General features: G+C 71.9%; 12 protein-coding genes. 9 read left to right on the top strand and 3 right to left on the bottom strand.

Annotated features, from left to right (window positions below; genetic code table 11):
• Positions 1-38 precede the first annotated feature (38 nt).
• The gene (locus AC3RKB_RS05340; RefSeq protein WP_491434963.1) at positions 39-1,088 is read right to left on the bottom strand and encodes a hypothetical protein; all 1,050 of its coding nucleotides are present in this window, start codon (positions 1,086-1,088) and stop codon (positions 39-41) included.
• A 176-nt stretch (positions 1,089-1,264) separates the two neighbouring features.
• Here AC3RKB_RS05340 and AC3RKB_RS05335 point away from each other — a divergent pair, with 176 nt between their 5' ends.
• Entirely contained in the window at positions 1,265-2,581 is a 1,317-nt protein-coding gene (locus AC3RKB_RS05335; RefSeq protein ID WP_491434961.1) for an ATP-dependent DNA helicase, read from the top strand.
• Between the two features lie 111 nt (positions 2,582-2,692).
• Here AC3RKB_RS05335 and AC3RKB_RS05330 read toward each other — a convergent pair whose 3' ends face one another.
• Positions 2,693-3,208, bottom strand: a complete 516-nt coding sequence (locus AC3RKB_RS05330; RefSeq protein WP_491434960.1) for a hypothetical protein — start codon at positions 3,206-3,208, stop codon at positions 2,693-2,695.
• A gap of 11 nt (positions 3,209-3,219) precedes the next feature.
• Entirely contained in the window at positions 3,220-3,627 is a 408-nt protein-coding gene (locus AC3RKB_RS05325) for a DUF4383 domain-containing protein (protein ID WP_491434958.1), read from the bottom strand.
• 222 nt (positions 3,628-3,849) lie between these two features.
• Between AC3RKB_RS05325 and AC3RKB_RS05320 the strand changes: the two genes are divergently transcribed.
• The 8 genes from AC3RKB_RS05320 (at position 3,850) to AC3RKB_RS05285 (ending at position 13,064) form a co-directional block, all read left to right on the top strand.
• Positions 3,850-5,130, top strand: coding sequence for a serine hydrolase domain-containing protein (locus AC3RKB_RS05320; protein ID WP_491434957.1), 1,281 nt, complete (start codon positions 3,850-3,852; stop codon positions 5,128-5,130).
• Positions 5,131-5,217: 87 nt separating this feature from the next.
• Complete coding sequence (locus tag AC3RKB_RS05315) at positions 5,218-6,057, top strand: class II glutamine amidotransferase (RefSeq protein ID WP_491434956.1); 840 nt, start codon at positions 5,218-5,220, stop codon at positions 6,055-6,057.
• Positions 6,032-7,720: an MFS transporter gene (locus AC3RKB_RS05310; protein ID WP_491434955.1), complete on the top strand. Its 1,689-nt coding sequence runs from the start codon at positions 6,032-6,034 to the stop codon at positions 7,718-7,720. The genes AC3RKB_RS05315 and AC3RKB_RS05310 overlap by 26 nt, the downstream gene beginning before the upstream one ends.
• Positions 7,717-9,159, top strand: a complete 1,443-nt coding sequence (locus tag AC3RKB_RS05305) for a DUF2252 domain-containing protein (protein WP_491434953.1) — start codon at positions 7,717-7,719, stop codon at positions 9,157-9,159. The genes AC3RKB_RS05310 and AC3RKB_RS05305 overlap by 4 nt, the downstream gene beginning before the upstream one ends.
• Positions 9,160-9,328: 169 nt before the next feature.
• On the top strand, positions 9,329-10,147 hold the full coding sequence (locus tag AC3RKB_RS05300; protein ID WP_491434951.1) for a phosphatase PAP2 family protein: 819 nt from the start codon (positions 9,329-9,331) through the stop codon (positions 10,145-10,147).
• Positions 10,128-10,982: a phosphatase PAP2 family protein gene (locus AC3RKB_RS05295; RefSeq protein WP_491434949.1), complete on the top strand. Its 855-nt coding sequence runs from the start codon at positions 10,128-10,130 to the stop codon at positions 10,980-10,982. Before AC3RKB_RS05300 ends, AC3RKB_RS05295 begins: the two co-directional genes overlap by 20 nt.
• 43 nt (positions 10,983-11,025) lie before the next feature.
• The gene (locus AC3RKB_RS05290) at positions 11,026-12,798 is read left to right on the top strand and encodes a SulP family inorganic anion transporter (RefSeq protein WP_491434947.1); all 1,773 of its coding nucleotides are present in this window, start codon (positions 11,026-11,028) and stop codon (positions 12,796-12,798) included.
• Positions 12,799-12,869: 71 nt separating this feature from the next.
• Positions 12,870-13,064: a hypothetical protein gene (locus tag AC3RKB_RS05285; RefSeq protein ID WP_491434945.1), complete on the top strand. Its 195-nt coding sequence runs from the start codon at positions 12,870-12,872 to the stop codon at positions 13,062-13,064.
• Positions 13,065-13,091: the final 27 nt, after the last annotated feature.

Genomic DNA, 13,091 nt, shown 5'->3' with positions numbered 1-13,091 from the left:
CGGCTCCGCCCTCCGGGCTGCGGCCTGCGCGACAGTCGTCAGCGCAGCTGGATCGCGATCGACCCGTCGGGCCGCACCGTCGCGTCGAGTGCGAGCGTGAACGCCTCATCCTGCTCGAGCGTGGAGAACTCGCCGTCGAACAGCGACTGCACCTCGACCGTGATGCGGGCGACGCCGGGCGTGGCCGGCATCTCGAACGTGGTCTCGCCGGGTGCGAGCGTGACCTCGGGCGAGCCGACGATCGTCCACGCCGGTTCGCCGACCACGCGGTCGTCGATGACGACGCCGAACGGGCAGCCCGCGGGCTGCAGCACCGTCTGCGCGGCGCACTGCTCCTGCAGGTACTCATCGACCTTCGCCTGCACGCGTTCGACGAACGCCGCGGTGGGCAGCGCGTCGACCGTGACCGGCACGACCGCGCCGGGCTCGGCGACCACCTGGGTCGGCACGGCCTCGAGCAGCGTCGACTCGTACCCGAACTCGTACACCGCAGGCGCGATGGCGAGGTACGACGCCTGGTGCGTGAAACCCGCGAGCTCCTCCGCCGGCTTCGTCGCGCGCGTGTCGAGCGTGAGCGAGCCGACCGTGAAGAGCGGGTTGTGCGCCGCGGTCACCTCGATGACCGCGAGCGGGCTCGTCGCGAACTCCCACCGGTGCAGCACGCCGTACAGCGGCTCGATCGGCCGCACGTCGAACGCGGTCTCGACGATCGCCGACTCCAGCCGGTAGCTCGCGGTCACGGTGTGCGAGCCGTCGTCGTGCGCGATGTCGGAGACGATCCGCACGTCTTCGGGGCCCGACTCGATCACTCCGGAGCGGAGCATCGCCGTGGAGACGTCGGCGGGCAGCCCCCTGGCGGCGATCGCGCCCTCGTCGAGCCGCACCCCCGGGGTGGCGGCCGCGCTGACGATGTCGTCGTTCGCGATCGCGCCGAGGTACCGCTCGACGAACGCGGACGAGCCGTAGATCGTCTGGTTCAGGCCGCCGAGCGCGGCGAGGAACGCGCCGCCGAGCATGATGGCGAGGCCCGTCCACCCCGCGATCGCGGCCGGCGACAGGCGCCCCTCGCGTCGGCCCGGTCTCCCCACCCGGCAAGTCTAGACAGGGGTCCCCGTCGCCCCGAGTTGTCCACAGCGCAACTCGCGGGGGCACGGATGCCGCGGCCGCCCGCCTGCACCCCGGCCGGCCGGTCTACAGTGAAGACGCCCGAACGCGGCATCCGACCACCCGACCAGGCACCGACCCCGATCCGAAGGCGCGACCCGTGCAGCACGTGACGCTGACCGCCGAGCAGCAGGCGGTGTTCCACGCGATCGAGCACACGCGTGAGCACGTGTTCGTCACGGGCCGCGCCGGCACCGGCAAGTCGACGCTGCTCAATCACCTGAACTGGAACACGGGCAAGCAGATCGTGATCTGCGCGCCGACGGGGGTGGCCGCGCTGAATGTCGGCGGGCAGACCATCCACTCGCTGTTCCGGCTGCCGATCGGGGTCATCGCCGACCACGAGATCGACCAGAACGACGCGGTGCGCAAGCTCCTCAACGCCATGGACACGCTCGTCGTCGACGAGGTCTCGATGGTCAACGCCGACCTCATGGATGCGATGGACCGCTCGCTGCGGCAGGCGCGGCAGCGCCCGCACGACCCGTTCGGCGGCGTGCAGGTGGTGCTGTTCGGCGACCCGTACCAGCTCGCCCCGGTGCCCGGGTCGGGCGACGAGCGGCGGTACTTCGCCGACACCTACCGGTCCATGTGGTTCTTCGACGCCAAGGTGTGGAACGAGGCCGACCTCCGCATCTACGAGCTCGGCGAGATCCACCGGCAGCACGACGACGCGTTCAAGCACATGCTCAACGCGGTGCGGCACGGCATGGTGACGGCCGAGATCGCGGGCGTGCTGAACGACACGGGCGCGCGCCGCCCGGTTCCCGAGCAGGGCGCCATCACGCTCGCGACCACGAACGAGACCGTGAACCGGATCAACCGCACCGCGCTCCACCGGCTGCCGGGGCACTCGATCGCGAACGAGGCCGACGTCGAGGGCGAGTTCGGCGGGCGCGGCTACCCGGCCGACGAGCACCTCGAGCTCAAGGTCGGCGCGCAGGTCATGTTCCTGCGCAACGACACCGGCGGCTGGGGCGAGGCGCCGCGCTGGGTGAACGGCACGATCGGCACGGTCACCTCGCTCGAGGGCGCCGTGCGCGTCGAGGTCGACGGCGAGGAGCACGAGGTCGAGCCGGCGACGTGGGAGAAGTACCGCTACTCGTGGGATCCGGTGCAGAAGAAGCTCGAGCGCGAGATCGTCGCCGAGTTCACGCAGTTCCCGCTGCGGCTGGCGTGGGCGGTCACGATCCACAAGTCGCAGGGCGCGAGTTACGAGACCGCGATCGTCGACCTCGGTTCGCGCGTCTTCAGCCCGGGGCAGACGTACGTGGCGCTGTCGCGGCTGACGAGCCTCGAGGGGCTATACCTCGCCCGGCCGCTCGTGCCTCGCGACATCATCGTCGACCGCGACGTCGAGCGGTTCATGTCCGGCGCCGTGCGCGAGATCGGCACGTCCGACGAGCTGCCGGCCTGAGCCGGGCCGCCTGCCCGCTGACCGGTGGTGGCGGATGGCGTCGGCGGATGGCGTCGATCGGGGAGCGGCCGGGGGCGTCATCGCCACGCACCCCCGGCCGCGGTCGAGGGGTCAGTGCGCGTGACCCTGGTCCGGGATGCCGTGCTGCCCGTGCGGAATGGCGAGCTCGCCGGCGTCGGTGGCTGCGAGGGCGGGAGTGGCGAGGGCTGAGACGAGCACGGCGCCGACCATGAGGCCGAGGACCGTGAGCCGCGGGCGGGGATCGCGAGGCGTCGGCCGCTCGGCGCGACGCGCGCGCACCGCGAGTGCGGCCGAGAGCGCGATCGAGGCGATGAACGCGGATGCCGCCGCGAGCGGCGACCCCGCGACATCCGCCATCGCCCCCGCACTCACCGCGCCCCCGCCGGCCAGCAGCGCCGCGACGGAGACGCCGAGCACGGCGCGCGGCGCGACCGGCCGGCCCGCGCGAAGGGACAGGACGCCCCAGCCGAGCGCGGCGACGCCGAGCCCGGCCAGGACGACCTGCGGTGCACCCCCTGCACCGGCCGCGAGGGCCGCGAGCACGATGCCGGCGCCGAGCGCGCCGAGCATCGGCCAGCTGCGCGTCATCGCCGCCAGTGCGTTCATGGCCCGGCTCCCTATGCCGTCGCCACGCGTGACGAGCGCTCCGCGCCGAGCCCGACGCCCAGCAGCACGATCGCGCTCGCGAGGTGGAGGAAGTGGTCGGGGGTGTTCAGCGCGAGGATGTTCGCCGGCGTGCCCGCGAGGAAGAAGCCCACGATGCCGAGCAGCAGGTAGGCCGCCCCGACGACCGTGTTGACCGTCTTCGCCGCCGCGACGTTCGACAGGCCGGCGATGAGCAGTGCGGCGCCGATCGCGAGGTGGGCGATGTTGTGCAGCGGGTTCACGGCGAAGATCCCGAGCAGCAGCCCGCCCTCGGTGGCGATGAACCCCACGCCGCCGGTGACGGCGAAGCCGAGCAGGCCGACAACGACGTAGACCGCGCCGAACACGGTCGCGGCGATGCGGTTGGGTGAGTTCTTCATGGCGATGCCTCCTTGTCGACGCGCGGCGGATGCCGTGCACCGGGGGTTCGGCGCGGGGGCCGGAGCGGATTGGGGGAGCGGCCGGATCGCCTCGATCGGGGGACACGCACACGGGGACTCGCGCCAGAATCCGCCGAGGGGATACCCTGCCGTCACGTCATGGCCGACGCTGCGGGTTACAATCGCAACGGACACACGGCGGGGGGCACGGTGGCTGGAGTGATGACACGCGTTCGACGGAGGATCGTCGCGTCCGTCATCGCCGTGTCCGCCACGATCGGCCTCTCCTCGTGCATGGCTCCCGCGGAGCCGTCCGCCGACTATCAGCAGGTCGAGGCGCAGTTCGCGCCCGAGGTCGCCGACCAGCTCGATGCCGCGCTCGCCGAGGCCATCCGACTGAGCGGCTCCAGCGGCGGGGTCGCCGGCGTCTGGGCGCCGTGGGCGGGGAGCTGGACGGCGGGTGCGGGCACGGTGGGGTTCGCCGAGGGCGCCGCCCCGGTGACCGCCGACACGCGGTTCCAGCTCACGGAGGCGACGGGCGAGATCACGTGCGCCACGATGCTCCGGCTCGTCGACGCCGGAGCGATGGAACTCGACGACGAGGTGGCCTCGATGATCCGCGGACTTCCCGGGATCGGCGACATCACGCTCGAACAGCTCTGCCGCAACGAGTCGGGGCTCGCGGACTACTACCCGTCGCTGCGCCGGCACTTCGTCACCAACCCCGAGCGCGTCTGGCCGACCGGCGAGCTCATCTCGAGCGGGATGGCGCTCGCGCGGATCGGCCAGCCCGGCACGGCCTGGGGCGAATCGCGTACCGGCATGCTGCTGCTCGCGACCGCGCTCGAGCAGCACACCGGACGCAGCTGGTCCGAGCTCGCCGAGCAGTACGTCTTCGACCCGCTCGACATGGATGCCACGGCGCTGCCCGCAGCCGCCGACACGAAGTTCACCGGTGCGCTCGGCGGCTTCTCGGCGGGCGTGCTCCCCGATGGCTCCGCGGATTGCGCCGCGGTGCTCGACGTGTCGGAGCGATCCAGCTCCATCGGGGGCCCGGCGTCGGGCGCCCGCTCGACGCTCGAGGACGCCCGCGAGTTCAGCCAGGCCTTCGCGAGCGGCACGCTGTTCGAGGAGGAGACGGCCCGACGGGTGTGGACCGTCGAGCCGTTCGGCGGCTCGGCTCCGCTGTGGCAGGGGCAGGGGATCGGCGGCCAGCAGTACGGCCCGCTGCGGGGCGTCGCGGGCGAGTCGACCGGAGCGCTCACGGCGGCCTTCACCGACCCGGAGTCCGGCCTGACGGTCGTGCTCGCACTGAACAACTCGACCGGCGGCGAGGCGCTCGTGCGCGAGGGGGCGTTCGCGCTCGCCTCGATCGCCTCGAAGGCCGCCGCGACCGACGGCCGCGAGCAGCCGCTCGTCGAACTGCCGTGGTCGCTCGAGCAGGCGACGCAGCGCATGACGGAGGCGGCCAAGTGCCCATTGCCCGCGCCGCCCGCCGAGTGAGACTTTGGACCCATGACGCGCGGGCCGCTGCCGACAGACTTGGCGCAGTGACGCCGAGGCGGACGCCTCGGCGGGGGGAGGGCGCTCATGTGCCGTTGGCTGGCGTACTCGGGTGAACCGCTGCAGGCGTCGGCGGTGATCCTGGACCCGAAGCATTCGCTGGTGGCGCAGTCGCTCGACTCGCCGCTCGGCGCCGAGACGGTGAACGGCGACGGGTTCGGGATCGGCTGGTATCCGCAGGGCGCGGTGTCGGGGAGCATCCCGGCGGTGTTCCACAGCATCGAGCCGGCGTGGCACGACCAGAACGTGAGCGAGCTGTCGAGGTCGATCGTGAGCCCGTTGTTCTTCAGCCACGTGCGGGCGGCGGGCGGACCGCCCATCCAGCAGACGAACTGCCATCCGTTCCGGTGGGAGAACTGGCTGTTCATGCACAACGGGTTCCTCGGGGAGTTCGCGAAGGTCAAGCGCGACCTCACGTTCGCGATCGACCCGTCGCTGTACACCCATGTCAAGGGCACGACCGATTCCGAGGTGCTCTTCCACCTCGCCATCACGTTCGGGCTCGTCGACGACCCGGTGAAGGCGCTCACGGCGACGGTCGACCACGTCGAGCGCGTCGGCCGCGAGCACGGCATCCTCTTCCCGATGCAGGGCACGATCGCCGTGGCGGACGGCGCCACGATCTGGGCCCTGCGCTACTCGTCGCAGGGGCGATCGCGGACGCTCTTCCACTCGGTCGACATCCCGACGATCAGGGAGATGTATCCCGACGCGGAGCGGCTCCGCCGGTTCGGCGAGCACGCGCACGTCGTCGTGTCCGAACCGCTCAACGACCTGCCCGGCATCTTCGTCGAGGTGCCGGAGGCCACGATCGCGGTCCTCGACCGGGAGGGATACCACCATGAGCCGTTCCGAACCGCAGCCTGAGACGACCGCCGCGCCGGCGGGGGAGGGGGCGAAGGCCTCCTGGTCCGTCGTCGCGGCGCTCTCGGCCGCGCAGTTCGTGATGGTGCTCGACAGTTCGGTCATGAACGTGTCGATCTCGACGGTCGTCGAGGACCTCGACACCACGGTCGCCGCCATGCAGGCGGCGATCACGTTCTACACGCTCACGATGGCGGCGCTCATGCTCGTGGGCGCGAAGCTCGGCGACGTGTGGGGGCGCCTGCGGGCGTTCGTGATCGGCTCGATCGTGTACGCGATCGGATCGCTCACGACCGCGCTGAGCCCGAACATCTACGTCCTCTTCGTCGGATGGTCCGTGGTCGAGGGCATGGGCGCCGTCCTGGTGATCCCGGCGATCGCGGCGCTCATCGCCGACAACTACGACGGCAGGCAGCGCGTGACGGCGTTCGCGATGATCGGCGCCGCATCGGGGGCGGCGGTCGCCGCCGGTCCGCTCATCGGCGGGTTCGTCACGACGTACTTCTCGTGGCGGTACGTGTTCATCGGCGAGGTCGTCGTGATGGCCGCGGTCGTGCTCTTCGCGCGCCGAATCCAGGACCGCCATCCGCCGAAGCGCACGCCCATCGACCTGCTGAGCGTCCTGCTCTCCTCCGCGGGCCTCGTCGCGATCGTGTACGGCATGTTGCAGAGCAAGGTGTGGGGCTGGATCCAGCCGTTGGAGTCGCCCGAGATCAACGGCGTGCCGATCGAGCCGCTCGGCATCTCGCTGACGACCTGGCTGATCCTCGCCGGGTGCCTGCTCATCGCGTGGTTCTTCCACCGACAGCATCGGCTCATCGAGACGGGCCGCCCGCCGTTCCTCGACGTCACGCTCTTCCGCATCGACCGGCTTCGCAGCGGGCTCGGTGCGCTCGGCGCCCAGTACGCCGTGACCGCGGGACTGTTCTTCATGATCCCCGTGTACCTGCAGATGACCCTCGGAATGGACGCGCTCGAGACGGGCCTGCGCATCTTCCCGCTGTCGATCTCGCTGATCCTCTTCTCGTTCGCCGGGACCCGGCTCTCGAGCCTCTGGTCGGCCCGCCGGATCGTGCGGATCGGGCAGGTGGTGCTCGCCGTGTCGGCGGTCGTGCTGCTCGCCTCGGTCGACGTCGAGCTCAAGATCCCCGCGTTCGGCATCGGCATGTTCACGGCGGGCGCGGCGCTCGGCCTGCTCGCCTCCCAGCTCGGCAATGTCAACATGTCGAGCGTCGGGCCGGAGAAGTCGAGCGAGGTGGGCGGGCTGCAGGGCGTGTTCCAGAACCTCGGGTCGTCGCTCGGCACCGCGCTCATCGGATCGGTGCTGATCGGCGCGCTGGCCACCTCGTTCGCGGGCACGGTCGCCTCCAGCGACCTGCCCGACGACGTCAAGCAGACCGTCGCCGAGCGGACCGAGGGCGGCGTCGAGCTCGTGCCCGCCTCGAGCGTCGACGAGATCGGCGAGGACGCGGGGCTGTCCGCGGACGAGGCGGACACCCTGGCCGCGGCGTACAGCGCGGCGCAGATCGAGTCGCTGCGCATCGCGTTCGTGGGACTCATCGTGATCGCGCTCGGAGCGCTGCTCTTCTCGCGCGGCATCCCGGATGATTCGCCGATGCGCCGTCGCAAGAACGACGCGGCCCAGCCCGAAGGAGGCACCTCATGAGTGACGCTGTTCCCGAACCCGTGAGCGGCGCGGCGCGGCGCAACGACTTCGACGCCCGCCGCGAAGCCGGGCGCGCCGCGCGTCGACGAGTGCCGCGCTCGTCGCATGCGGGCTGGTCGGCGGCGTCAGACCGGCCCGACCCCGTCTCGCTGCTCGAGCAGCAGGCGGTCACGCGCGCGCCCGAACTCGTGCCGATCCGGTACGCGCGCATGCTCGTGTCGCCGTTCAACTTCTACCGGGGTGCGGCGCTCATCATGGCGTCCGACCTCGCCGGGACACCCGTGTCGGGCATCACCACGCAGATCTGCGGCGACGCGCACCTCTCCAACTTCGGCGTCTTCGCCTCGCCCGAGCGGCGGCTCATCTTCGACATCAACGACTTCGACGAGACCCTCCCCGGCCCGTGGGAGTGGGACGTCAAGCGACTCGCGGCGAGCTTCGAGATCGCCGGTCGGCATCGCGGCTTCTCGCCCGCGGAGCGGTCGCGGGCCGTCCGGGCCGCCGTCGCCGGCTACCGCGAGCAGATGCGCCGGGCCGCCGAGTCGGGCGTCCTCGAAGCGTGGTACGACCGCCTCGACGCCGACCGGGTCGAGGAGTGGATCCGCGAGGAGCGCGCGGCGAACCGCGTGGGCGAGAAGCAGGTCAAGCGCACCGCGGCGACCCTCGCGAAGGCGCGCACCCGCGACAGCGTGCGCGCGTTCACCAAGCTCGTGCGCGTGGTCGACGGCGAGCTGCGCATCGCCGCCGACCCGCCCCTCATCGTGCCCGTCGAGGACCTGCGCGTCGGCGAGGGCACGCGCGACGACATCGAGCGCTGGATGGAGCGGATGCTCGTCGAGTACCGGACGACGCTGCCCCTCGAGCGCCATCCGATCGAGGAGTTCTCGTACGTGCACATGGCGCGGAAGGTGGTCGGCGTCGGCAGCGTCGGCACGCGCGCGTGGATCGTGCTGCTGCGCGGGCGCGATGATGCGGACCCGCTGATCCTGCAGGCGAAGCAGGCCGAGGCGTCGGTGCTCGAGCGGTTCCTGCCCGCCAGCCGGTTCGACCATCACGGGGAGCGGGTCGTGCGCGGCCAGCGGCTCATGCAGGCCGCGAGCGACCTCTTCCTCGGGTGGCAGCGCGTGCTCGCGCCCGACGGCGTCGAACGCGACTTCTACCTGCGGCAGCTCAACGACTGGAAGGGTTCGGCCGACATCGAGGCGATCCTGCCGCGCGGGGCCGAGCTCTATGCGCGCGTCTGCGGGCAGACGCTCGCACGGGCCCACGCCCGCGCCGGCGACCGCGTCGCGATCGCGGCGTACCTCGGGAACTCGGATCGCTTCGACCAGGCGATCGCCCGATTCGCCGTCGACTACGCCGACCAGAACGAACGCGACTACGCCGCGCTCGCGGAAGCCGCGTCATCCGGTCGCCTCACCGTCGCCGAGCGGTTCTGAGCTGAGCTGCGGACCCGCGAATCCCGGGTTGCTGCGGGTCCTTCCGCATGAATCCGGGAATCGCGAGTGCGCGAAGCCCCGATCGTCAACGGGGAGACAGCGCAGACGCGGTCGCGCGATACTGAGGTCACGATCCGCCGCCGGCGGCGACCACATGGGAGGAGCACTGGTGACCGACTCCACCGATGCCGATGCGCGGGCCGACGAGAAGCCCGGCCGCATGCAACGCTTCCACGACCGGTTCATCGTCGAGGAGCGGTACCTCTCGGCCGCGGCGAAGCGCAACCTCTTGCTCACGGGAGCCGCGCTCATCGTCGTCGGCCTCGTCGGGTTCTTCATCGTGCTCGACTCGATCACCGAGTCCGACGACCTGTCGTACATCGACGCGCCCGTCGAGGCGTGGCTCGAGTCGGGGCGCGACGGTTGGCTCACGACGCTCATGATCGTGCTCGCGATCGTGTTCGGCCCGATCGCGATGCCCATCATCATCCTCGTGACGACCGTGACCTGGGGCATCCTCGCCAAGCATGCGTGGCGGCCGATCCTGCTCGCGGGCGGCATGATCCTCGGCGTGATCATCGTGCAGCTGCTCGCGCCGATCATCGCCCGCGACCGCCCGCCGGCCGACGAGATGATGATCGGCTACGACCCGACCTCGTCCTTCCCGTCGGGTCATGTGATGGGCGTCGCCGACTTCCTCTTCATCGGCACCTACCTCGTCTTCTCGCGGCACCGCCGCCCCGTGATCACCACCCTCGCCTTCGTGGTCGCGGCGCTCGTCGTGCTGCTCACGGCCGCGTGCCGCATCTACCTCGGCTACCACTGGGCGACCGACGCGCTCGGCTCGATCTTCCTCTCGCTCGCCGTGCTCGGCACCGTGATCCTCGTCGACACGTGGCGCACCGTGCGGGTCGGCTCGGCCGAGCAGGTCGAGGAGTCGGATCGACGGCCCGAGGCGTGGGGGCGCGATGAGCGACGACGCCGATGAGGTGAGCGGCGCGCGCGCGGCATCCGCCGACGAGCCGCCGGCCCCGACCGGATCGCACGGCTCCGCCGCCGAGGCGCCCGAGCCGCATGGGTCGCACGAGCGGCACCATCCCCATCACGCGCCCGCGCCGGTGCGGATCAGCCGGCGGCCATGGGTCGCTGCGGGCGTGTTCGCGCTCATCGGCGTCGCGGCCGTCGGGGCTGTGATCGTCGTCGACCGCGCCCGCGAGTCGTTCGGCTTCGAGTCGGCGATCATGTCCGCGCTCGTCGCCATCCGCGCGCCGTGGCTGACGACGCCCGCCCTCGTGCTCGACTGGGTGGGCAGCGGCGTGGTCTCGGCCATCGTCGTCCCCGCCCTCGTGGTCGTCGCGCTGCTGCTGTGGCGACGGCCGTGGGCGGCCGGCTTCTTCCTCGTCGCGGTCCTCGCGAGCGGGGCGGTCACCCAGGTCGTCAAGGTGCTGGTGGGCCGGGTGCGTCCGGAGGACATCCTCGTGCACCCCGACTTCGGCTCGTTCCCGTCAGGTCACAGTTCCAACGCGGCGGTCATCGCGACCGCGCTCGGCCTGATCTTCATGCGCACCTGGGTCTGGGTCGCCGGAGCGGTGTACACCGTGCTCATGATGCTGAGCCGCATGTACCTCGGCGCGCACTGGGTCTCCGACACCGTCGCCGGCATGCTGATCGGCGCGGGCGTCGCGCTGATCGTGTGGGCGCCGTTCGCGTACCGGCTCTACCGCGAGGACCGGCTGCGGCACCCGCCGATCTGGAGGAGCGCGGACGCCGCCCCGGACGCCGGCGCGGGTGCCGGCGCGGGCGGCTCGTCGTCCGCAGCCTGACGGCGCACGCGCCATCCGCCATGATGGAGCCCTGGGGGCCGAGATGAGCGCGACGGGCGAGCGGATGCGACGGCTGCTGCCGGGCGTCGACACGGCGCGGCACTACCGCCGCGAGTGGCTCGTGCCCGACCTGCGCGCGGGCCTCGTGGTCACGGCGCTGCTCATCCCCGCGGGCATGGGGTACGCGCAGGTGGCCGGACTGCCGCCCGAGACCGGCCTGTACGCCACGATCGTCCCGCTCATCGCCTACGCCCTCGTCGGGCCGAGCCGCATCCTCGTGCTCGGACCCGATTCCGCGCTCGCGCCGATCATCGCCGCGGCGATCCTGCCCCTCGCGGTCGGCGACGACGAGCGCGCGGTCGCCCTCGCGGGGCTGCTGGCCATCATGGTCGGCACGATCCTCCTGCTCGGCGGCATCCTCCGCCTCGGCTTCGTCACCGACCTGCTGTCCAGGCCGATCCGCGTCGGCTACCTCAACGCGGTCGCGCTGCTCGTGATCATCTCGCAGGTGCCGACCCTGCTCGGCTTCTCGACCGATGCCGAGACGCCGTTCACCGAGGTCGCGGCGATCTGGGCGGGCATCGCGGCCGGCGAGGTGCAGCTGCTCGCGCTGGCGTTCGGGCTGGGCTCGCTCGCGGTGATCGTGGTGCTCACGGTCGTGAAGTCGAAGGTGCCCGGCGTGCTCGCCGCGGTCGTGGCGGCGATGGTGCTGACCGCGGTGCTCGGCCTCTCCGACGAGCTGCCGGTGGTCGGCGCGCTGCCGCAGGGCCTGCCGGCGCCCGCGCTCGGGGGGCTGCAGTGGTCGGATGTCGCGGCGCTCGCGCTGCCCGCCGCCGGCATCGCGCTCGTCGCGTTCACCGATTCCGCGGTGCTGTCGCGCACGCTCGCCGCGCGTCGCGGCGAGACGGTCAGCGGCAGCCGAGAGATGGCGGCCATCGGCACCGCCAACATCGCCGGCGGGCTGCTCGGCGGCTTCCCGATCTCGGCGTCGGCGTCGCGCACGCCGGTCGCGGAGCAGGCGGGGTCGAAGTCGCAGCTGACCGGCCTGGTCGGCGCGGTGCTGATCGTGCTGTTCATGCTGCTCACGCCGTGGCTCACGGACTTCCTTCCGTCGGCGACGCTCGCGGCGGTCGTCATGATGGCGGCGTCACGGCTCGTCGACGTGCGGGGCTTCCGGCGGCTGGTCCGGATGGACCGGGTCGACGCCCTGCTGTCGGCGGCGGCGTTCGTCGGCGTGTTCGCGTTCGGGGTGCTCGGCGGGATCGCGGTGACGATCGGGCTGTCGCTCCTCGCGTTCGTGATCCAGGCGTGGCGCCCGTACCGGGCCGAGCTCGGCCGCGTGACCGGACTGCGCGGGTACCACGACCTCTCGCGGAATCCCGAGGGCGAGCGGATCCCGGGCGTGGTGATCCTCCGCTTCGACGCGCCCCTGTTCTTCGCCAACGGCGGCATCTTCGAGGACTTCGTGCGCTCGCGCGTGGAGGCGGCCGGTCCCGGCGTCCACACCGTCATCCTCGCCGCGGAGCCGATCACCGACGTCGACACGACCGCGGCCGACGAGCTCGTCGACGTCGACGACTGGCTCGCGAAGCGCGGCATCCGTCTCGTCATCGCCGAGATGAAGGACCCGGTCGTCGACGTGCTGCGCGACTACGGGCTCACCGGCCGGTTCACGCCCGACCGGTTCGCGCCGACCGTCGGCGCCGCGGTCGACGACGTCACGGGCACCCTGCGCGGCGACCTCGAGGGCACGAAATGGGAACGCGACGAGCCCGGCGAGCCGGAGGATCGCGACGGCGGGCGGCCGAGCGACTGACCGCGCTCGCCGGGCCCTTCGGCCCGCGGTCGGAGCGCCCCCGCGCGTAGCGTCGGGCGCGGAGGTGCGAGATGGGTGACAGGGGTTCGAGTGCCGGCTGGGCCGGTGGGGGGTTCGTCTACTTCCTCGGGATCATCGGATCGTGGGTGTGGTTCTGGGGTCAGGCCGAGGGGTTCTGGGAGTACGTGGGCGCGTTCTTCCAGGGGTTCGTCTGGCCCGGCTTCATGGTCTACGAGCTGTTCGAGGGGCTGAACCGGCTCGGATAGCCGCGAGCGGCGACGCCGCGCCGTCGG

This window comes from Agromyces capsici (assembly GCF_058349965.1).
The sequence above is the reverse complement of the archived record's forward strand: the minus strand, read 5'-3'. Positions and strand labels throughout refer to the sequence as shown.